The organism is Gordonia terrae (assembly GCF_001698225.1).
GTDB lineage: Bacteria > Actinomycetota > Actinomycetes > Mycobacteriales > Mycobacteriaceae > Gordonia > Gordonia terrae.
The window spans coordinates 597170-618006 of record NZ_CP016594.1 but is presented as its reverse complement, the minus strand read 5'-3'; the positions used below and the strand labels follow the sequence as shown (position 1 = coordinate 618006).

The following is a 20837-nucleotide window of genomic DNA, read 5'->3' as shown; positions in this document are numbered from 1 at the left end:
GGGCGAGTGCAGGGAGGTGTTCGGGAGGAACGCACGTATCCTGTCGGGGTGATGTCGAAGAAACTGTGGTCGCTGGCGTGGGCGAGCCTGCTGGCCGGAGTTCTCGTCGCCGGTCTGCTCTATCCCGTGGCCAGCGGAATCGGGGTCGTCTCCAACCGAGCGGCGGCCGCGGTCGAGAACGTCTCCTCCGAACTCCTCAACGGCACGTTGCCAGAGGTCACCACGATGACCGATGTCGACGGGAAGCCGATCGCGGTGCTGTTCGACCAGTACCGCTATCAGGTGGGCTACAACGACATCTCGCCCGACATGATCCGCGCGATCATCTCGGTCGAGGACCGACGGTTCCTCGAACACGACGGCGTCGACTGGAAGGGCACCATCCGTGCCGCTCTGAAGAACTCGTCGTCGGGCGAGGTCCAGCAGGGTGCGTCGACCCTCGATCAGCAGTACATCAAGAACTACCAGCTCCTCGTGCTCGCCCGGACCGAGGCCGATCGCCAGGCCGCAGTGGAGACCACGCCCGCGCGCAAGCTCCGCGAGGTGCGGATGGCGCTGACCCTCGAGCAGACCCTCATCGATCAGGCCAAGCGCGACAAGGGACTCGACGACGCCGCTGCCAAGCAGGAGGCGAAGAAGCAGATCGTCACCCGGTACCTGAACGTGGTGCCGTTCGGCAACAACGCCTACGGCATCGAGGCCGCCGCGCAGACCTACTTCGGCATCCCCGCCAAGGACCTCAGGGTCGAGCAGGCCGCGCTGCTCGCCGGCATGGTCCAGTCCAGCTCCGCGCTGAACCCGTACTCCAACCCCGAGGCCTCCCTCGCCCGCCGGAACGTCGTGCTGGACACGATGATCGAGAACTTCCCGGAACGGCGTGACGAGCTGATCGCGGCCAAGGAGAAGCCGCTCGGCGTGCTGCCGCGTCCGCAGACCCCGACGCAGGGATGCATCGCGGCGGACAACAACGGCTTCTTCTGCGACTACGCCCTGCAGTTCCTGGCCGAGAACGGCATGTCCCGCAACTCGGTCCTGCGCGGCGGCTACATCATCCAGACCACGCTCGACCCCGAGGTCCAGCGTTCCACCGTGCGGGCGGTCAAGGCACAGGCCAGCCCGACCGCCGACGGTGTCGCCGACGTGATGAGCACGCTGCGCCCCGGCAAGAAGTCGCACGACGTGCTGTCGATGGCGTCGAGCCGCGATTACGGCCTCGACCTCGGCGCCGGCGAGACGATGCAACCCCAGCCGTTCTCGATGGTCGGCGACGGCGCCGGCTCGGTGTTCAAGATCTTCACCGTCGCCGCCGCGATGGAGAAGGGTCTCGGCGCGGGATCCAACATCCCCGTCCCCGGCTCCATCGCCGTGGAGGGCATGGGCAACAGCGGTGGGGCCAACGGATGTCCCGTCAACGCCTACTGCGTCAAGAACGACGGCCGGTATCCGGCCTCGATGTCGGTGACCAACGCCCTGGCGCAGTCGCCGAACACCGCGTTCGTGAAGCTGCTCCAGCAGGTCGGCGTCAAGCCCGCGGTCGACATGGCCGTTCGGCTGGGCCTGCGCTCGTACACCATCCCCGGATCGTCGGGTTACGGCGAGAAGAGCATGGCCCAGTACGTCAAGGACGGGAACTTCGGCTCCTTCACCCTCGGCCCCCTGCCGCTCAACGGTCTCGAGCTCGCCAATGTCGCTGCGACCATCGCGTCGGGCGGCACGTGGTGCCCGCCGAACCCGATCAAGGCGATCAGCCGGATCAAGCGGGACCAGTACGGCAACCCGGTCATCGGACCGGACGGCCAGCGCGCCCTGACCGCGGTTCCGTTCACGCCGCCCCCGTGTGAGCAGGTCGTGGACGAGGGACTTGCACACACCCTCGCCAACGCGATGAGCAAGGACGACGTGGGCGGCGGCACCGCGGCCGGTGCGGCCGGCTCGGCGGGCTGGACCCTGCCGATGTCGGGCAAGACCGGTACCACCGAGGCGCACCGCTCGTCGGCCTTCGTGGGCTTCACCAACCAGATCGCCGGTGCCGCCTACGTCTACAGCGACGGCCCCAACCCGCAGGGCGTGTGCAGCAGCCCGCTGCGGTCCTGCTACGACGGCGATCTCTATGGCGGCATGGAACCGGCCCGGACGTGGTTCCAGGCCGTCCGGCCGGTGGCCACGAAGTTCGGTCCCGTCAACCTGCCCCCGGTCGATCGGGAGTACTGGAACGGGAGCGATCGAGGGCGCATCCCGCAGGTCAGCGGCCTCCCCGCGAGCGAGGCCACGTCCCGTTTGCAGGGCGCCGGATTCAAGGTCAGCGAACTCGACGTCGACAGCGGACGTCCGCAGGGCACCGTGGTCTTCACCGCGCCGTCCGACTCGGCCATGCCCGGCAGCACCGTGACTATCTACGTCAGCAACGGCCGCCGTGCCGGTGGCGACGACGGTGGTCCCACCGAGACGACGGTCGTCGTGCCCGGCGTCGGTCCGGTGGTGATCCAGCTCCCGGGCTGATCGCGATCGGACGGTCGACGACCCGCCCGCGCCGCCAGGGAAACGGGGGCGGAACCGGCGCGCGGGATGCGTATCCTGGGGGGATGCAGCACTCCGAACTCGACATCGCACGCCTCGGCATCCCCCGCCTCGGTCCGTCCGGTTCCGGGGTACCCGTCCGCGCTCTGGCCGGCGCCGCGGGACTCGCCGCGGCCGGGCTGTTCTACTCGACGGTGATCGAGCGCAACGCATTCGCGCTGCGACACACGACGCTGTCGGTCCTCGAACCCGGCGCCTCCCCGCTGCGGGTCCTGCACATCAGCGATCTGCACATGATGCCCGGCCAGCGGCTGAAGCAGGCGTGGATCGCCGAGCTCGAGGCGCTCGAACCGGACCTCGTCGTCAACACCGGAGACAATCTCGCGCACCCGCAGGCGGTCCCGTCGGTGATCCAGGCGCTCGGCGGCCTGCTGTCGCGGCCCGGCCTGTTCGTGTTCGGGTCCAACGACTACTTCGGCCCCAAGCCCAAGAACCCACTCAAGTACTTCAAGAAAGACCACCAGCGCACGCAGGGCGAGCCGCTGCCGTGGCAGGACCTGCGGGCCGCGTTCACCGAACGTGGATGGCTCGACGCGACGCACACCGTCCGCGAACTCGAGGTCAGCGGCGTACGGGTCGTCGCGGCCGGCGTCGACGATCCACACATCGAGCGGGACCGCTACGAGACGATCGCCGGACGCCCCAACCCACTGGCCCATCTGCGGCTCGGTCTGACCCACTCGCCCGAGCCGCGGGTCCTCGACCGGTTCGCCGCCGACGGTTATGACCTGGTCATGGCCGGTCACACGCACGGTGGGCAGCTCTGTCTGCCGTACTTCGGCGCGCTGGTGACGAACTGCCAGCTCGATCGGTCCCGGGTGAAGGGCCCGTCGAGCTGGGGCTCCTCGATGAAACTGCACGTGAGCGCCGGCCTGGGTACCTCGCCGTACGCTCCGGCACGCTTCTGCTGCCGTCCGGAGGCCAGCCTTCTCACCCTCACGCCCGTGTCCCACGGCGACGCCGACTACGACGCCGACCAGTCGCTGCCGCAGCTGGCCCGGGAGACCATGTGAGCGCTGACCTTCATCCCCGTGTGAAGGTCCTCGCTTTCGACACCTTCGGGACGGTCACCGACTGGTTCACCGGCATCTCCGACTCCGTCCGCGAGACCGTCCCGGGTGTCGACGCCGCGTCGTTCGCCAAGGACTGGCGGCGCCGGTATTCGCCGATCCTGGCTCGCGTCGAATCCGGCGAGCTGCCGTGGCGCCGCCTCGACGATCTGCAGACCGAGACCCTGCAGGAGGTCGCCGCGCTGCACGACGTGTCGCTCGACGGCGCGCAGGCCCGCTCTCTTGTCCGTGCCTGGCGGACGATCCCCGGCTGGCCGGACGCCGCCGACGGCCTCCGGCGCCTCAAACGCGATCACATCATCTGCGCGCTGAGCAACGGGACCGTCGCCCTGCTCACCGACATGGCCCGGCACAACGGATTCCCCTGGGACGTCGTCGGTGGTTCCGACCTCTGGCGGCACTACAAGCCGGCGCGCGAGACCTATTGCGGGCTGGCCGATCTCCTCGAGGTCGAACCAGCCGAGGTGATGATGGTGGCAACCCACCAGAGCGATCTCGACGCCGCCCGGTCCTTCGGACTGCGGACGGCGTTCATCGAGCGGCCCGACGAGTGGGGCGGGGACGAGAAAGACGACTCCGGTTCGCCGGACAACGACTACCACGCCACGGATCTGCTCGACCTCGCGCGTCAGCTGAGCCGCGCCGAGAGCGTCGCGCCCGGATGACCCTCGAGGACCTGCTGCGCTGGGAGGACTCCGGGGCGTCGTGGCGGGTGGTCCACCACGGACCGGCCGGGGTGACGCTGGGTCTGCTCCGCTGCGACGGTGGCGAGGAAGTCGACCGCGTCCTCACCGACGACCCGATCATTCTGGCCCACATCGGTGGTCGGCTCTCCTCGGAGGACGAGCCGGAGTGACCCGGCGACCTGCAGAAACGAGGAGACCCCGACCGGATGTCTCCGGTCAGGGTCTCGTCTGCAATCTCAACCTTGCGTCGGGGTGGCGGGATTCGAACCCACGACCTCTTCGTCCCGAACGAAGCGCGCTACCAAGCTGCGCCACACCCCGTGTGTAGCCTGCGATAGCTTATACCCCACTGTGGTCGAGTACTAAATCGCCTGGTCAAAGATGTGCCCGGTCTGGCTCAAATGCTGTGCGAAAGTGCCTCCCGCACCTCATTCTTGTTGTGGTCCATCCGTACCAGTGCCGCCGCGCCGTCGGTCGGGACCAGGGAGTCGGCGTACAACCACTGAAAGGACACGCCAACCATGAGCGCTTCCCCGGATCAGCAGGCCAACTCGTCTGCCAAGCAGGGTTTCGCATTCGGGATCGCGATCGTAGCCGCCGCGCTGCTCTTCGTAGCCGGCTTGGTCTCGATCTTCCAGGGCATCTCAGCCATCGCCAACGATGAACTGTTCGTCGCCGGACCCCAGTACATCTGGCAGTTCGACCTCACCACCTGGGGCTGGATCCACCTGATCCTCGGCATCGTCGGGGTCCTGGTCGCCGGTGGCCTCGCCGTGGGCGCCGACTGGGCGCGCATCTCCGCGATCATCATCGCGTCGCTGTCGATCATCGCGCAGTTCCTGTGGCTGCCCTACTACCCCGCGTGGGCCATCCTGATCATCGTCCTGGATCTGATCGTGATCTGGGCCGTCTCCACCTGGAATCCCACCAACGAATACAACCTGTGACCGACCGGCCACTGACGCAGTGAGAACACTTCGCTGAGACGAGGGCTGCGGGGACCGACCAATCCACGACGCGCATCCGGTCCGAATCGTCTGGTGACGCTGCTCCACCTCGAGAGCCGCGCGACGACGTTTCGCCCGAAAGGAACACCATGCGCATCACCCGGTCCCTTGCAGCCCTTGTCGCAGGCGTAGTCCTCAGCGTCGGCTTCGCAGCCGGAGCCGGCCCGGCGCAAGCGGCGCCGCTGGCCCCCGTGGCGAAGGTCGAGGTGGACCGTTACCTCGGTAAGTGGTGGCAGCTGGCGACAGTGCCGTCGTTCTTCGGCGTCACCTGCGCCCGGGACACCAGCGCGACCTACACCTACATCGACGCCACGACGATCGGCGTCGACAACCAGTGCACCGGCCCCACCGGCATGCGCGGAGGCGTCGTCGGGCGCGCGACCGTCGTCGACCCGCAGACCAATGCGCAACTGAGCGTTCGCTTCCCGCAGACCCCGGGCAGCATCAACCCCGGCGGCGCGCCCAACTACATCGTCGCCTATCTCGAGGACGGCCCGAACCCGACCGGCCCCTACCGGTATGCGATCGTCGGTGATCCCACCCGGGGATCGGGATTTCTGCTCTCCCGCGACAAGGTGGTCCCCAACTCGGAGCTGCGTCGATTGACCAAGGAGATCGAGAAGGTCGGGTACAACCCGTGCACCTTCCTGGTGTCTCCGACCACCGGCGGACGCAGCGACTACTCGCCCTTGTGCACGGTGTGACGGCCACCGTCAGACGATGACCACAGACTCCGGCGCAGGCACGAAAGTGTTTGCGCCGGAGCTTTTTCAGCTTGCCTCGGCGTCCGGCCCGGGTATCGGCGCGGTGCGGCGGAACTCGTCGGGCGTGCACCCGAACTTCGACCGGAAGCGGTTGCGCATCGTCGCCGTCGAGGCGAAGCCGGACGCGTGCGCGATGGCCTCGAGTTTCAGATTGCCCGGACCCATGAGCAATCCCTGGGCCCATTCCAGGCGGCGGTCGGCGATCATCTCCGCGAGCGAGGTGGTGCCGCCGGCGAGGACCCGGTAGAGGTGCCGGCGACTCACGTGCAGGTGCCGGGCGACGATCTCGACGCTGAAGTCGGGATCACGGAAGTTGCGCTCGATGAGGTCGGTGACCGCGGCGCGCAAGTACCGCTCACTCGTCCGCATATCCGACCGCGGAGCACCCGAATTCGATTCCGGCACTACGCGTATCGACTGCACGTCCCGACCATTGAGGATTGCGGTCACCTGGGTTCCTTCCACACGAAGACTGCTCCCACCCGATACACGAGCTTATCGACGCTCACGTCGCCGGTCTTGGGCCTTTGGTCCCACTTTCAAGGATTCTGGTCCCGGGATCGTGCTGCGCCACGACGGGTTCCGTGAGCCAGGTCGGCGCCAGACCGGGTCAGACGTCCAACTCTGGAGGCCGGCGGGAGCACGCGTCGTAGGGTGAGAACCGTGACCACCGACGACGCCGCAGACGCACGACGCGTCGAGCTCCGGGCGGCCGCGCTCAGGATCGCCGATGAGGTCTTGTTCCCGGCGGCCGGAGAGGTGGACCGCACCGGCACAGTGCCCGAAGCGCACTGGCAGGCGCTGGCCGACGCCGGCCTGTACGGGATGGCCGCGCCGGTCGAGGCCGGTGGGCCGGGACTCGAGTTCGGTCAGATCACCGAGATCCTGGAGGTACTGACCAGCGGTTGTCTCGCCACCGCCTTCACCTGGATTCAGCATCACGGCGTCGTGTTGGCCCTGTCCCGGACCACGAACGCCGACCTACGAGCGGAATTCCTCGAAGCGACCGTGGCCGGACGACTGCGTGCGGGGGTCGCCTATGCCGGGGTCGTCCCCACGCCGCCACGGATGTCCGCGACGGCCACCGCCGACGGCTGGCTGCTCTCCGGTCACGCTCCCTTCGTCAGCGGCTGGGGCGACCTCGACCTCCTGCAGATCTCGGCACGCGACGCCGGCACCGACGATGTCGTGTCCGCGATCGTGCGCATGTCCGATCTCCTCGACGGCGCGTCGGCCCGCGCGGTGCAGGCCACACCCGTCGACCTGTCCGCTGCCGCCGGGACGAAGACGGTGTCGCTGCGCGTCGACGGCCTCATCGTCCCCGTCGATCGTGTGGTGACCCGAGTGGGCCTCGCGGAGTTCTTCGCGAACCAGAACGTCGGCGTCCGGCTCAACGGCACCCTCCCGTTCGGGCTCCTGCGCCGATGCACCGCGTTGCTCGACATCAGCGGGCACGACCGAGAAGCCCGTGCGCTGCGTGAGCGCGCCGACGTCGCGCGAACCGCACTCGACGACGGGATGGCGGATGCCGCCGCGTTGCTGGCAGCCCGGGCCGACGCCGCCCGCCTGGCACTCGACGCCGCGGCCGCGCTGGTGTCCGCGGACGGCGGACGCGCACTCGTGCGCGGGAGTCATTCCGAGCGACTGTTCCGCGAAGCCGCGTTCATCCTGGTCGCCGCGAGTCGACCGGAGCTGAAAAACGCGTTGCTGCAGCTCTTCAGCGGTAGGTGAAGTCGCGCAGGAAGATGGCCTCGGCCAGCGCGATCCGTTCGATCTCCGAAGGGTCGACGCTCTCGTTGGGTGCGTGGATCAGGCAGCGCGGCTCCTCGACACCGAAGAGCATGATCTCGGCGTCGGGGTACAGCGACTGGAGAACGTTGCACAACGGGATCGACCCGCCCTGTCCCTGGATCAGCACCTCACTGCCGTAGGCGGTCGACATCGCGTCGGTGAGTGTGTCGTACGCCGGGCCGCTGGTGGACCCGACGAACGGCGCCCCGACCGCCTCGCGTTCGAAGGACACCCGTGCGTTCCAGGGCGTGACCCGGCGGAGATGCTCGATCAGTGCGTCCTGCGCATGCATGGGGTCCATCCCCGGCGGCACCCGGAGATTGATCCGCGCCCGCGCCCGCGGCTGCACGGCCGCCGACGATCCGACCACCGGTGGGCAGTCGATACCGAGCACCGTGGCGGCCGGACGCGCCCACACCATGTCCGACACCGATCCCGATCCGACCAGTTCGACCCCGTCGAGAACCGTTGCATCGCCACGGAATCGCTCGGACGGGTAGGACACCCCAGACCAGCGGGCGTCGGCGTCGAGTCCACTGACGGTGGTGTTGCCGCGCTCGTCACGCAGGGTGGCGAGCATCGAGATGAGGGCGGCGAGGGCATCCGGCGCGGCGCCGCCGAACATCCCGGAGTGCATGGCCGACCCGAGCGTCTCCACCGACACCACGATGTTCGCGATACCCCGCAGGGTGGTCGTCAGGCTCGGTTTCCCGACGGCGAAGTTGCCGGAGTCCGCGATCAGGATGGCATCGGCCGCAAGCAGTTCCGGATTCCGGACCGCGAAGTCCTCGAGGCCGCCGGTCCCCTGCTCCTCCGAGCCCTCACCGATGATCTTCACCGTCACCCCGGCACAGCCGGCAAGTGCCCGCAGCGCGGTGAGGTGTACCGCGATGTTGCCTTTGCAGTCCGCCGCTCCGCGCCCGAACCAGCGACCGTCGCGCTCGGTCAATTCCCACACCGGAGAATCCCACTCATCGTCACCGAGGGGCGGTTGGACGTCGTGGTGAAAGTAGAGCAGGACGGTCGGTGCGCCCTCCGGGCCGGGAATCGATCCGGTGACCGCCTTGCTCCCGTCGCTCGTGACATGTGCGGCGATGTCCTCCACGCCGACATCCCGGAACGCCGACAGCAGCCAGTCGACCATCCCGTCGCACTCCTCGACGGGGAACTGATGCGGATCGTGCACCGACCGGAAACCGACCATCTCCGCGAGATCTGACCTCGCCTGCGGCATCAGCGCGGCCACCTGGTCACGCAGTTCGACGTCCCTGTCGTTTTCTCGCGCAGTCGATTCCACCGGCGATCTCCCGTCTGTCCTCGAATCGGGCGGTCCCGGCCGAACGGACGGGACTCAGCTCTTTCCCTCGGCCACCAGGTCGTACACCTCGAGTTCGCCGCGGCCGATGGCCTCCATCATCCTCGAATGGTCGGAGTCGTTGAGATCCGCGTAGCCGATCGAGAACTCGGCGATGGCCTCGCCGAAGCCCTTGGTGGTCTCCAGGTACTCGGCGATCCGGAAGCGGCTCGCGGTGCGCGCATGCGCCTGACCCAGGACCAGACCGCACAACTGCGCATACAACTTCATGCCCTCCGGGCTCAGGGCCTCGACGACCACCGAACCCTTGCCATCCCGCAGTTGGCGCACGTAGAAGTCGCGTCGCTCGCCGTTCTCGTCGGTCCCCGTCGACCAGCCGAGGAACAGATCGCTGGTCGCCTGGAGCAGTCGCTGACCCTCGACCACCCGCTGGCCCTGGTTGTCGAAGCCGGACGCAGGCACATGGTCGGCGAGAACCGAGCGTTGCGCTTCCTTGACCTGGAGGAAGAGCGGGTCACCCATCTCCTTGCCGGTGAGCAGGATGATCCATGCCCGCGTACCGACGCTGCCGACTCCCACCACCTTGAACGCGATGTCGACGATCTCGAACTGGTCGAGGAGCGCCGCCACGTGCAGGGGCACGGTGTCGCGGTAGGCACTGATCCGCTCGCGGACCCGCTCCGCGACGACGTCGGCGGTCTCCGCCGGGAACCGTTCGTGCAGGGGCACCAGAAGCGGAGGGTCACTGCGGATGTGCGCCGTACCGTCGGCGTCGATCACGCAGAGCTTCGCAAGGGCCTGGGCACTGTCGCGGTGACGCGCCTTCTCGAGGGCCTTCTGCGTACGCTCACTCATCGACGTGTCGAGCTTCGGACCGAAATCCGTCAGGAAGTCGTCGGCGTCGATGCCGGCGTACCAGTTCTCGAGCGTCGTCTGCGTGGCGCTGCGCGCGATGGCCCGCCGGTACGACTTGGCGACGGTCTTGGCGACCTTGCGGTTGATCGCGTCGTCGAATCCGTTGTTGCGTCCGGCGATCGCGAAGCTCGCCGCGAGGCGTTTGACGTCCCACTCGAACGGGCCGACGTGCGTCTCGTCGAAGTCGTTGAGGTCGAACACCATTCGACGTTCGGGGCTGAAGAAGAGACCGAGATTGCTGAGGTGTGCGTCGCCACAGAGTTGCGTGATGATCCCGGTGTCCGGGGTTCGCGACAGATCGTCGGACATCACCGCGGCCGCACCGCGGTAGAAGGTGAACGGGGTGGCCGACATCCGGGCGTGCCGCACCGGGATCAGGTCGGCGACCCGGGTCTGTGCCTGCGCCGCCAGGATTTTCAGCGGGTCGGCGCGCTCGGTCGGCGTGGGGCACGCGGCGAGTTCGGCAGCGGTGGGCAGGGTGGAGAGGGATGTCGCCACGGGCGCTCCTTCACGTCGGTGCGGCCCCGCCACCGGGCGGAGTTGCAGTTCTCCGGGTCCCGTTCGGAACCCGCGGTGAACCGCCGCGAACGACGTCCGTCCGGCCCGGACCGCATGGTGACGTCGGAGTCACTGATACGACACGAACCAGGGGGACGGGCGCACCGCCAGCGTGGTCGCGGGCGAGAACGTCGGCTTGTCCTCCGTGTAGAAATTCTTCCAGCCCATCCACATCCCCGCCGGGAGATCGGTGACCAATCTGCGCCAGGTTTCCATCTTGACGTCCGGGGTGCCGTGCCCGTCGGCGTGCAGAACCACCTGCAACTCGTCGCGGTCGGTCACGATCGCGGGCCGATCGTCGAGCATCCCGGCGTCGAACTGGTGCAGCACGAACAATTTCTGCGGGAGGTGGCGGCTTCGGACGAGTCCGGCGAGCCACTCCGAGGTCCGGTTGACCTCCCCGGCCCCGACCGAGCCGATCTGGGTGAGATGGACCTGATCGGGTTCGAGCCGCCACTCGGGGTCCAGCGCCAGGCCGACATGCGGTTGGGCCAGCAGGTCGGCATAGCGACGCGCCTGCGTCAGGAAGTCCATGCGGCCCGGTTGGAGGTCGAGGGTCACGTAGACCCCGGCGCGGCCGGCGGCCTCGACCCAGGGCCGCAGGGTCTCCGGATCGATCATGTTCGTGTAGGTCGACCCCGGGCCCGGTTCGGCCGAGGCGACCGACGCGATGATCTCGAACGCCGGGACCACCGGTTCGGCACTCACCCGCTGATACTCGGCGGCGAGGCGACGCACCCGGTCTATCGACGCCGCGATGCCCTGCCGGCCGAGGGGACCGAGCGCCGGCGCGTCCGGCGAGCCGTACAACGCCACCATCCGCCTGCCCGGGAAGACGACCTGCCCACCGCCGGGCAGTTCCGGTGTGTCGCGGGCCAGTTCGACGCGCCGGGCGAACTCCTCGGTGGTGCCGAAGCCGGGTCCCACCGCCCGCACGGCGGCCGGTTCGGACGCGGCCGCCTCGATCGTGGCCACCGACTCGGCGGTCGCACGCGGGTCGGGTACCGGCACCTCGACGACACGTGCCGCCGACCGTGCCGTCATGATCGCGTCGGCCGGGGCGTCGCGGGTCAGCATCACCACCGGTGCGGTCCCCGACCTCGAGGCGTTGCCCCGCAGGTCGTCGAGAGCCGCGGAGATACGCGGCGACGGGATGCCATCGACCCGGCCGAGCCGGACCTCGGTCTCGACCCCGAGTCGTCGGAGTTCGTCGGTGACGCTGGGCGCCGTCTGCGGGGTCACGGCCAGGACCGGCACGTGCTTGTCCTGTGCGACACGTGCTGCAGCGGCCCGGCCGGCGGCGTCCTCGAGTGCGTCGGGACCCACCAGGATCGCCTCGTCGGATCGGGCGTACAGCTCGCGACTGAGCTGAACGGACTCCGGTACATCGCCGGAGAGCACGCCGACGCCCGGCGGCGGGTTCGTATACGCACCGATCCCGGACGCCCCGACGCCAGACGCCCCGACACCGGTTGCCGAAGCGCTCACGACGAGGCCGACGACCACGCACACGATCGACGTCCAGATCACCCGACCGGTCACCCGCGCACCCTCCCGTTCGTTGCCGAATCCTCCGCGCGGCCGCCGGGCTCGCCCCGGTCCGTCCGTTCCGGCGCAGACGGTCGCCCAACGTAGCAGCGCCGGCAGTGCGGGTTCGACGGCCACCGCGGGGGCGAGGCCGTGACCGGCCACGACGACGCGGCCCTGTGACCCGCTTCACGACTGCAACAGGTTCTAGTTGTAGCGTGCATGTCGTGGACTACTGGGGTGTGATGGTCGGGTTGGGACTCGTGGCTACGGCGTTCGGCGTCGTCGGATTCGTGCGATACCGCGAACGGGAATCGACGACCCTGCAGCGCCAGACCCAGCTCGCCCGGGAACTGCGCGACCTCGCCGGCGACGACGAGGTGCGGCTGGCCGCGGTCGACGAGTTCTCGCTGACCATCTATCACCGGCTCTTCTACGCCTCGGTGGTCGCGCCGTGGATTCGGAGCGCCGCGTGGGCGCTTCTCGGTGCGGTGCTCGCCGGAGCGGGAGCGCTCGCGGTGGGATCACTCGACGGCGTGTTCGCGACCGTCGTACACGTCGCGACGATCGTGGCCGCAGGCGTCTTCGGGGTCTCGACGCTGGTGTACGTCGGCATCGCGCTGTATCACTCGGCGACCACGCCACGGGTGTCCTTCAGCGACTCCTACGCCGGCGAGGACTCGGATCCGGACTCGGCCCCGTCCACCGAAGCCGCGTCCGCCGAAGCCCCGACGGCCGAAGCCACGTCCACCGAGGCCCCGTCCACCGAAACCCCGGTCTCCACACGGCCCGTCGACTGACCGACCGGCGACCCGAGACACAACGAACCCCCACCGGGCTGGACCGCCCGGCGGGGGTTCGTTGCTGTGAGAGGGTCAGGCGGCTCGCTAGGCGATCTGCGCCTGCCACATCCAGTGCAGCTGCTCGAGCTTCGAGGCGAACGAGATCAGCAGATCCTGGGTGACCGGATCGGCCTCCTCGGTGACCCCGATTCGCTCGCGGAGACCCGCGACGACTGCCTTGAGATTGTCGACGATCGCCTCGACGACGTCACTGTCCTTGGTCCATCCCTCACCGAATCCCTTGGTGTGGGCGGTCTTCGCGACGGTCTCGGCACGGCCGTCGGGGCTCACGCCGATCGCGGTGGCCCGTTCGGCCGCCGCATCGGTGAACTCCCGGGACACCGTGACCAGCTCATCGAGGTCGAGATGCACCGATCGGAACTGCTTGCCGACCACGTTCCAGTGCGCCTGCTTCGCGATAAGCGACAAGTCGATGAGATCGACGAGAGTGTCCTGCAACGCCTTTCCGGCGACGGACTGCTGCTCGTCGGTGAGTGTGCTGGTGATCGGAGTAGTGGTCATGATCAAGAACTCCCTTCTTGTCATAGCTGGTCGCAGTCGTGCTCCGACTGCGCTGTGCGACGCGGTCAGACGCGGACGGTGACCGCGGAGTCGATGTTGCCCTTGGTCGCCTTCGAGTACGGGCAGAACGTGTACGCGAGGTCGGCGAGCTCCTTGGCCTTGGCCTCGTCGAGGCCGGGCAGCGACACCTCGATGGCGACGGTGAGCCCGAATCCGTTGTCCGCGGGGTCTTTCCCGATTCCGACGGTCACGTCCACGGTTGCCCCGTCGGGGACCGGGGTGTCCGCCTGCTTGGCCGTGGCACGAAGCGCGCTCAGGAAGCAGGCCGCGTAGCCCGCGGAGAACAACTCCTCCGGATTGGTTCCCTCGCCGTTGCCACCGAGTTCCTTCGGCGGGCGCAGGTCCAGGTCGATCTGGCCGCTTGCCGAGACGACTTCGCCGTCGCGTCCACCGCCGGACGCCTTCGACGAGATGGTGTACACCGGTTCGATTGCCATTCGAGATCCTCCTGGATACTCAGTGCGGGTTCGGCCAACGGTCGTTCCAACCCGTTCCGTTCACCGAACATTCCGGCGACACCGCCGTCGGCGACGTGATGGTCGCGACACCGGGCTCCGCAACCGACTCAGCGTCCGCGCATCATCCGCGTCGGCTTCATCCGGGTCGACTCCGGTAGCCATTGGTTGACCGGGCGACGCAGGGTGCAGAGGGCGGCGACCACGAGCAGAACGAATTGCGCATAGCTCAGGACGACCATGGTCGACGACACGTCCGGGTACCGGAAGAGGAGGTCGACGCCGACGGGGATGCACAACAGGTGCACGACGACGGCAGCCAGGAAGAAGTTCCGGAGGTGGCGGCTGTGCTGTGTGGCAGCGGTGACCAGGCACGCGTACTCGATGGCGAGCACGACGATGATCATCACCAGCATGAACGGCGGGAAGAACCCGGCGAGCGTATCGACCTCGCTCTCCGGGGCGGAGTTCGCCGGGTCGGCCACCACTCCTTCGAGCAACCGGCCACGCAGGTCGTCGGTGATGGTCCCCAGGTTGAAGAAGCCGTAGATCGTCAGCACCAACCCGATCACCGCGGCGCCCCACCACACGATCCGTGCGTGCACGGCGAGCGCATCCGGTGGCCGTCCGGGATCGCCGGGCCGGGCCGGATAGAGCGCCGCCTGGTCCCGGTCTCGGGAGGATCGTTCGAGGGCGGCCAGGTCCTCGGCATCCAGCTCGGCCTGGCTCGGGACACGGTCGGGGTCACGCCCGGCCGGGTCGCCGGACGTCCCGCCGGTCGGGTCCTTCGGATCCGTCATGCCCCGATCCTGCCACTCGCCCCGGCGGCCCTCCAGCGCCGAGAAACGCCCGACAACGTGCGGCCTATTTCCGGAACTCGGTCAGTACGAATTCCATCCCGGGCACGAATGTCCCGAGCATGGGCACGACGTGGTTGACGATCGACTTGGTCAGGATGGGCGGGGTGGGATCGGTGACGAAGGTGACGTCGGCGCCCTGCGCCCGCCAGTCCGCGGCGAGCTGCGCGACCTGGCCGTACGGGATCACGTCGTCGTGCAGTCCGCCTTCGACGAAGACGGGCGCGTTCGGCTTCAGGCGTCCGATCCGCTGCTGCCGGACCACGTCCTGCAGCCCCGGCGATCGCGCGATGAGGGCTGACAGCGTCTCACCGGTTCGCGTCCACGTCTCGACGCGGCGGAAACCGAAGGCCGGGATGATGTCGCCGATACAACTCGTCGAGATCTGCTTCAGCGCGGCCTTGCCGGTCGGATTGGTCTCTCGGCGCACCACGTCGGCGACGTTCGGATACCGCTCGGTCAGTCCGTTGATCGCGAAACCGATCGCACCCGCGATGGTGGTGCCGTCGATCGCCGGGATGACCTTCTCCAGGTCGGCCGGGGGTGCGCCGGCGTAGGTGGCGCGGACGTTCAGCTCGGGCGCGTAGGTCTCGGCGAGTTCGGCGGCCGACGCCGCGGCTCCCCCGCCCTGCGAGTACCCAGCGAAGCCGACCGGCGCATCGGCGGGCGCGCCCGAGAGGTCGAGCGCGGCCCGCGCACCGTCGAGCATGGCCTGTCCGGACTCGGCGCGGTTGACGTAGGTGTGCACACCGGGCGTGCCCATCCCGACGTAATCGGTGACGAAGACCCGCACGCCGTGGACGAGCATGTAGTACATCTCAGGTGCCGTGTAGTTGACCGAGATGCTCGGCTTCGTGAGGTCGACCGCCATCGGCAGACCCATCAGCTTCGACGGGGCGCACTGGTCGCCCTGACCGATCGTTCCGGACCCGACGACCAGAGTCGGTCGCGGACCCTTGCCGCGCCACGGCGCGGTGGGCTCGACGACGGTGCCGGTGACCGGGACGGGTGTCCCGTCGGAACGACGCGAGGTGTACATCACGGTGCGCGCCGTCCCCGGCCACTGACCGGCCATCCCGGGGATCTGGAGCAGCAGCGGACTCGACTGGCTGCGGATCACTGAACCCGGCTCGGATGCATACCGGGCCGGTGGGCTGTAGAAATCCGCCGCGGCAGCGGTACCGGCCGCAGCCGGAAGCAAGGATGCGGCACAGGCCGCCACCAGCGCGCCGACGACACCGACGACACGTCTCGATGTCCTGCGATGAGTCATGTTCTTCCCCGACCTCCCGTTCATGGCTGTGTAACCTACCCCACAGTAACTTGAGTCAGGTGACTGGCATCGCGTCGGGGGGTCCGGGCACCAGGAGTTCCCCACTCCGGCGTCCGGGGGAGCAGCCGACGACGGAGTCCCGACGCGGTGGGCCGAACATCCTCCCCACGGGGCCCGACCATTTCAGTGCAGCGAAAGAATTCGTTACGGTCTCGTGATTGAACAATGCGCAATTTCGCTCGCGTTCCCCAAAAAGAATGACCGCCACTTTTCCCTCACCCATTCATACGAATAGCCTCGAAGTCGGATCGGTACATTTCTCGCGTCGATTCTGACCCCATTTCGATCGAATTCTCGGGCGAATCGGCACACCACGACGAGAGGCGAAAAAGTGAACAAGAAGGTCAGCAAGGGTCTGTTCGCAGCGGTGGCGGCCGTGCTGCTGTTGCTGGGCGGCCTGGGCACCTACGCCCTGTGGAGCGACAGCGAGACCACCGACTCCGGCGACGTCCAGACCGGAACGCTCGACCTGACAGCAGTGAATGCGGGTCAGTGGCAGGATGTCTCGAATGCCGCGGCCCCGGTCGACATCGATCCGGCGACCTTCCGGATGGTGCCCGGTGACGTCCTGCAGTTCACCGCGAGCTACCGGGTCGCCGCGATCGGCGACAACCTGACCGCGCGCATCACCACGACGAATCAGGGCACCAACGTCATTCCGGCAGCGCTGACGGATTGGGTGACGGTCACGAACACCGCGACCTTCGGCGGCGCGCCCATTCCGAGCAGCGTGATCACGACGGCCGACAACGGAAAGACCGTGGACGTCACCGTCACGGTGGACTTCGATCGCGACACCCCCGATCAGGTGGGGATCAACTCGACGGTCAACCTCTCGCAGCTGCAGGTGACCCTGCAGCAGGAACGCGCCTGAGCGACCTCGACGACGACGGATGCGCATGTCGCGCCACGTGTTCGGGCCCGTCGCGGGCGCGGCAGCGCTCGCGGTGGTGGTCGTCCTGATCGCGGTGTCGGTGCGCTCGACCGGGGCGTACTGGACCGAGACCGCGTCGTCGGCTCCCGGCCAGGTGGCCACCGGCCGACTGGCCCTCGCCACCGGCTCGGGAGCCGACAACGTCTACACCTTTCCCGAGCTGACCGGAGCGGCTCTCGTCCCGAACCAGTTCCGGCAGGCGCCGCTGGCGATCGTCAACACGGGGACGACGCCACTGCGGTACCGATTGACCTCCGCCGGCCCACAGGTGTCGACGGCGTCGACGGTCGCGGTGGCCCTCGCCGGGGCAATCGGTGGAACCTGTACGGCGACATCGGCTCTCGGGCCGACGAGCGCCTTCCCGACACTGTCGGGCGTCGGCTCCGTCTCGACCGTCGCATCGGCGTTCCGCACCCTGGCCGCCGGGGCGCAGGACACCTGGTGCATCCGGAGCACGCTGATCTCCGTCGCCGGGGCCGAACCGGCCACCTACACCCACGTCTTCGGCTTCCGGGCGGAGCAGGTATGAGCCACCGGCACAACGACACTCGGTCGACCACGGAGTCGGATCCGTCGCGCACCGGACCATGGTGGTGGGTCAGCACGATCGTCACCTGGCTACTCGTGTTCGCGGTCTCGGCACTGGTCCTGGCGCTCGTCGTGATCCCACTCGTCGGCAACGCCCAGCCGTACACGGTGCTGACGGAGTCGATGCGACCCACCTACCCGCCGGGCACGCTGGTCGTGGTCCGGGACTCGGACACGAACCGCCTGCCGGTCGGCGAGGTGATCACCTACCAGATCCGGTCGGGCGAACCCGCAGTCGTCACGCATCGGATCATCGCCACGGGCATGGACAGTACCGGCGGACGTACGTATACGACGCAGGGCGACAACAACCCACAGCCCGACCCCGGGTCCGTGGAGCCGGCCCAGATCCGCGGAGCGGTGTGGTACTCGATCCCGTACCTCGGTTACGTCAACAACTGGCTCACCGGAGACACTCGCGTTCTGGTGGTGACCGTCATGGCGGGCGCCCTCGGGCTCTATGCCGCCGTTCAGCTCGTCGGTGCGGTCGTCGACAGGCGGCGGGTGTCGACCGGATCCGCGCCGCGATGAGCACGATGCGCGCGGCCGCACGTGGGTTCGGGCGATTCCTGCGGTCGACCCGCGTCCGTGCGGTGCTGTCGGTCGGGATCGTTCTCGGACTCGGCACAGTCGGGACACTGGCCGCCTGGTCGGCAACCACGACGACCACCTCCGGGACCTTCACCACCGGCACCGTCGATCTGTGGCTCGACAACGTGAACGCGACCCAGGCCGCGCCGCTGTCGGTGCCACTCGGGTCGGCGCTGCTGCCCGGACAATCCGCCGCGGTGCGTGTCACCGTCCAGAGTCGGGGCAATGTCGCCGCGACCTACACGACCAAGGTCCGAGGGACGGGCACGGCCGGTACCGCGGTACAACTCGCCGTCGTGGTCGGCGGCACCATCTCGGGATCGACGTGCACCGGCACCCCCACGGTTCCCACCATGCCGCTCACCGGCGCCGACGCCGCCATCCTCGGTACGCGCGGCCCACTCGCGGCCGGCACCGGAGCCGAGATCCTGTGCCTTCAGTTCACGCTGCCCGCAACGGCATCGAATGCCACCCAGGCCGCAACCGGCGGCGTCGTGTTCACCTTCGACGGCACAGGGGTGGCGAATGTCTGAGCCCGTCACCCCCGGTCGCCGGCCCGGGCGAGGAACCGACGTCGCGCTGAGCGTCGGTGCCGTCGCAGGCGTGGTCTGTATGTGCCTGGCCCTGTCGGCCGTGCTGTTCGGCATCACACCACTCGTCTTCCGGTCCGGATCGATGGAGCCGGCGATCCCCGTCGGTTCCCTCGCCCTCGCTCGCGAGGTCCCGGCCGGCGCGGTCGAGCCGGGTGACGTCGTGAGCGTGATCGCCGACAACGGCAATCGGATCACCCACCGGGTGGTGAATGCGGATGCCGGCGCGGGCAATTCGGTGTCGCTCGTACTGAAGGGTGACGCGAACACCGAACCCGATCTCATCCCGTATGTCGTCACCGACGTCGAGCGCGTGCTGGCCGATGTCCCCTATCTCGGTTATGCCGTCGCGTGGTCGTCGACGCCCGCTGCCCGCGCGGCGGGCATCGTCCTGGCGGTCTGGCTGCTCGTCGCGGTGTTCGGACCCCACCGGCGCAGACGCAACAGCGGTCGGCACCGGGCGACCACTCCGCCCCCCGGCCTCCCCGGACGCGCCACGCATGCCGGGATGTCGATGTTCCTCGTCGGTGCGCTGTCGGCGACGTTGATCGTCGCGTTGCCGCCCGGTGCCGCCCGAGCGGGGGTGACGGACCGGACCGTCGGCCAGGTGACGATGACGCTGGGCACCGCGCCCCGGCCGGCGAGCTTCACCTGTGCGACCCAGGGAACACTGCTGACGAGCGCCCTCTTGAGCTGGCCGGTGGTCGGGCCCGCGTTCGGTTACCGGCTCGAGTTCCGGGCCACGACGACCGGTCTCCTGCTCAGTACCCAGGACCTACCGGCCCAGGCGTCGGGGACCGTCAGCTACACGGTGAGTGCGGGTCTCCTGGATCTGCTCCCCAGCTCGACGACGGTTCATCTCGTCTCCCGCGTGGGGAACTTCTGGATCTCGCCGAGTCCCACACTGACCCATCGGATCACGAAGGCTGTCTTGAGTTCGTCGTGCGCGACGCCGGGGACGGTGACGAGTCCCGGGGCAGCACCCGGACGTCAGGCCCGCACCGCCCCGTCCGTGTCGAGCACGACCCCGAGCGAATCCGGCTCGCCGAGTTCGGCGTCGCAGACCCCGGGATCATCGTCGACCGAGCCGTCCACGGACCCGGCCTCACCGACCGATGGCCCACCGACCTCGACGCCCACGACGCCGACCACTTCCCCGGCGACACGCGAATCCGAAGTCGGACAGGCAGTTCCCGATGTATCGCGAACCTCGGAGCCGACAACGGCCGACGGGTATCGCTGAGAGCGGTCCGGGGTTCGACGACCGGCGGCAGGCGGTGGCTGGCGAATTCATCAGGATGAATGTTAGAGTGGCGTGGAGCACACCCGAACGCTCTCGCGGCCGGCTTCGCACCCGGGTCCGTGGCCCCCGGGCCGCGCCCACGCGTCGACCTGTGCTCGCTCTCGCACTCACAGATCACGGGCGGAAACCAGATGGCAGACAAGAGAAGTGCTCGACGACCCGCAGTCGGTTACAAGCTCGTCCCCGGCTCAACGCAGCGATAATCGTGCTCCTCACCATTGCGAATTCCGGCGTCCTCCTGAGGGATCGGTCGACGACCACCGAGCTCTGGGTGGTCACGGGGCTCGATCATGCTCGGCTGCAACAAGAAGTTCGTCGGCACACGATTGGCCACCTCGACGACACGCTGGCCTTCATCAACATTCTCTGGCTACGCGATCGTTTCGCCAGCTTCGAATGGCAGGTGCGGGTCGACAGGTTACAACTCCACGCAGAACGCTTCGGGCGGTTCGACGGCCTACACCTGACTGCCGGCATCCGCGCGCCCCTGCCCCGGCTTCACGCGAGCGCCGAAGCCCGTGTGCCGACGTTCGTGTGACGACCAACGATAGA

General features: G+C 68.4%; 22 protein-coding genes and 1 tRNA gene. 14 read left to right on the top strand and 9 right to left on the bottom strand.

Annotated elements, in window-relative coordinates; translation table 11 throughout:
* The first annotated feature begins 51 nt into the window (after positions 1 to 51).
* From BCM27_RS02850 to BCM27_RS02835, 4 genes are all read left to right on the top strand, one after another.
* Entirely contained in the window at positions 52 to 2499 is a 2448-nt protein-coding gene (locus tag BCM27_RS02850; RefSeq protein WP_004022077.1) for a penicillin-binding protein, read from the top strand.
* An 83-nt stretch (positions 2500 to 2582) separates the two neighbouring features.
* On the top strand, positions 2583 to 3590 hold the full coding sequence (locus BCM27_RS02845; RefSeq protein WP_004022076.1) for a metallophosphoesterase: 1008 nt from the start codon (positions 2583 to 2585) through the stop codon (positions 3588 to 3590).
* Positions 3587 to 4312 carry a haloacid dehalogenase type II gene (locus tag BCM27_RS02840; RefSeq protein WP_033204517.1) on the top strand — a complete coding sequence of 242 codons (726 nt, stop codon included), beginning with the start codon at positions 3587 to 3589 and terminating at the stop codon, positions 4310 to 4312. Before BCM27_RS02845 ends, BCM27_RS02840 begins: the two co-directional genes overlap by 4 nt.
* Positions 4309 to 4503 carry a hypothetical protein gene (locus BCM27_RS02835; RefSeq protein WP_004022074.1) on the top strand — a complete coding sequence of 65 codons (195 nt, stop codon included), beginning with the start codon at positions 4309 to 4311 and terminating at the stop codon, positions 4501 to 4503. Before BCM27_RS02840 ends, BCM27_RS02835 begins: the two co-directional genes overlap by 4 nt.
* A 77-nt stretch (positions 4504 to 4580) precedes the next feature.
* Here BCM27_RS02835 and BCM27_RS02830 read toward each other — a convergent pair.
* Positions 4581 to 4654 (bottom strand) — tRNA-Pro (locus BCM27_RS02830).
* Positions 4655 to 4854: 200 nt separating this feature from the next.
* Here BCM27_RS02830 and BCM27_RS02825 point away from each other — a divergent pair.
* Together BCM27_RS02825 and BCM27_RS02820 are read left to right on the top strand one after the other, a co-directional pair.
* A complete protein-coding gene (locus BCM27_RS02825) occupies positions 4855 to 5280 on the top strand; it encodes a DUF7144 family membrane protein (RefSeq protein WP_004023358.1) in 426 nt (141 codons plus the stop codon).
* Positions 5281 to 5429: 149 nt separating this feature from the next.
* Complete coding sequence (locus BCM27_RS02820) at positions 5430 to 6044, top strand: lipocalin family protein (RefSeq protein ID WP_004023357.1); 615 nt, start codon at positions 5430 to 5432, stop codon at positions 6042 to 6044.
* A 66-nt stretch (positions 6045 to 6110) separates the two neighbouring features.
* Here BCM27_RS02820 and BCM27_RS02815 read toward each other — a convergent pair whose 3' ends face one another.
* Positions 6111 to 6554 carry a helix-turn-helix transcriptional regulator gene (locus BCM27_RS02815; protein WP_004023356.1) on the bottom strand — a complete coding sequence of 148 codons (444 nt, stop codon included), beginning with the start codon at positions 6552 to 6554 and terminating at the stop codon, positions 6111 to 6113.
* A 213-nt stretch (positions 6555 to 6767) separates the two neighbouring features.
* Here BCM27_RS02815 and BCM27_RS02810 point away from each other — a divergent pair, with 213 nt between their 5' ends.
* Positions 6768 to 7835, top strand: coding sequence for an acyl-CoA dehydrogenase family protein (locus BCM27_RS02810; protein ID WP_004023355.1), 1068 nt, complete (start codon positions 6768 to 6770; stop codon positions 7833 to 7835).
* On the opposite strand, the gene BCM27_RS02805 is transcribed toward BCM27_RS02810, so the two are convergent.
* From BCM27_RS02805 to BCM27_RS02795, 3 genes are all read right to left on the bottom strand, one after another.
* Positions 7822 to 9192 carry a dipeptidase gene (locus BCM27_RS02805; RefSeq protein ID WP_004023354.1) on the bottom strand — a complete coding sequence of 457 codons (1371 nt, stop codon included), beginning with the start codon at positions 9190 to 9192 and terminating at the stop codon, positions 7822 to 7824. The genes BCM27_RS02810 and BCM27_RS02805 overlap by 14 nt on opposite strands.
* A 54-nt stretch (positions 9193 to 9246) precedes the next feature.
* A complete protein-coding gene (locus tag BCM27_RS02800) occupies positions 9247 to 10623 on the bottom strand; it encodes a DUF2252 domain-containing protein (RefSeq protein ID WP_004023353.1) in 1377 nt (458 codons plus the stop codon).
* Positions 10624 to 10752: 129 nt separating this feature from the next.
* Positions 10753 to 12225 (bottom strand): serine/threonine-protein kinase, encoded by a 1473-nt coding sequence (locus tag BCM27_RS02795; protein ID WP_033204598.1) that lies wholly within the window; start codon positions 12223 to 12225, stop codon positions 10753 to 10755.
* Between the two features lie 203 nt (positions 12226 to 12428).
* Between BCM27_RS02795 and BCM27_RS02790 the strand changes: the two genes are divergently transcribed.
* Positions 12429 to 13010 (top strand): hypothetical protein, encoded by a 582-nt coding sequence (locus tag BCM27_RS02790; protein WP_004023351.1) that lies wholly within the window; start codon positions 12429 to 12431, stop codon positions 13008 to 13010.
* Positions 13011 to 13097: 87 nt separating this feature from the next.
* Here the strand turns inward: BCM27_RS02790 and BCM27_RS02785 are convergent, their stop codons facing one another.
* The 4 genes from BCM27_RS02785 to BCM27_RS02770 all read right to left on the bottom strand — a co-directional run bounded on the left by BCM27_RS02785 (position 13098) and on the right by BCM27_RS02770 (position 16219).
* Positions 13098 to 13574, bottom strand: a complete 477-nt coding sequence (locus BCM27_RS02785) for a Dps family protein (RefSeq protein ID WP_004023350.1) — start codon at positions 13572 to 13574, stop codon at positions 13098 to 13100.
* 65 nt (positions 13575 to 13639) lie between these two features.
* Positions 13640 to 14071 carry an organic hydroperoxide resistance protein gene (locus BCM27_RS02780; protein WP_004023349.1) on the bottom strand — a complete coding sequence of 144 codons (432 nt, stop codon included), beginning with the start codon at positions 14069 to 14071 and terminating at the stop codon, positions 13640 to 13642.
* A 128-nt stretch (positions 14072 to 14199) separates the two neighbouring features.
* On the bottom strand, positions 14200 to 14889 hold the full coding sequence (locus tag BCM27_RS02775; protein WP_004023348.1) for a hypothetical protein: 690 nt from the start codon (positions 14887 to 14889) through the stop codon (positions 14200 to 14202).
* A gap of 64 nt (positions 14890 to 14953) precedes the next feature.
* Positions 14954 to 16219: a lipase family protein gene (locus BCM27_RS02770; protein WP_004023347.1), complete on the bottom strand. Its 1266-nt coding sequence runs from the start codon at positions 16217 to 16219 to the stop codon at positions 14954 to 14956.
* 391 nt (positions 16220 to 16610) lie between these two features.
* Here BCM27_RS02770 and BCM27_RS02765 point away from each other — a divergent pair, with 391 nt between their 5' ends.
* From BCM27_RS02765 to BCM27_RS02740, 6 genes are all read left to right on the top strand, one after another.
* Positions 16611 to 17153, top strand: coding sequence for an alternate-type signal peptide domain-containing protein (locus tag BCM27_RS02765; protein WP_004023346.1), 543 nt, complete (start codon positions 16611 to 16613; stop codon positions 17151 to 17153).
* A 25-nt stretch (positions 17154 to 17178) separates the two neighbouring features.
* On the top strand, positions 17179 to 17742 hold the full coding sequence (locus BCM27_RS02760; RefSeq protein WP_141638839.1) for a hypothetical protein: 564 nt from the start codon (positions 17179 to 17181) through the stop codon (positions 17740 to 17742).
* Positions 17739 to 18332, top strand: a complete 594-nt coding sequence (locus BCM27_RS02755; RefSeq protein ID WP_004023344.1) for a signal peptidase I — start codon at positions 17739 to 17741, stop codon at positions 18330 to 18332. The genes BCM27_RS02760 and BCM27_RS02755 overlap by 4 nt, the downstream gene beginning before the upstream one ends.
* Positions 18329 to 18925 (top strand): SipW-dependent-type signal peptide-containing protein, encoded by a 597-nt coding sequence (locus tag BCM27_RS02750; protein ID WP_004023343.1) that lies wholly within the window; start codon positions 18329 to 18331, stop codon positions 18923 to 18925. The genes BCM27_RS02755 and BCM27_RS02750 overlap by 4 nt, the downstream gene beginning before the upstream one ends.
* Complete coding sequence (locus tag BCM27_RS02745; protein ID WP_004023342.1) at positions 18918 to 20225, top strand: signal peptidase I; 1308 nt, start codon at positions 18918 to 18920, stop codon at positions 20223 to 20225. Before BCM27_RS02750 ends, BCM27_RS02745 begins: the two co-directional genes overlap by 8 nt.
* Before the next feature lie 265 nt (positions 20226 to 20490).
* Complete coding sequence (locus BCM27_RS02740) at positions 20491 to 20823, top strand: hypothetical protein (protein WP_004023341.1); 333 nt, start codon at positions 20491 to 20493, stop codon at positions 20821 to 20823.
* The last annotated feature ends 14 nt before the right edge of the window (positions 20824 to 20837 follow it).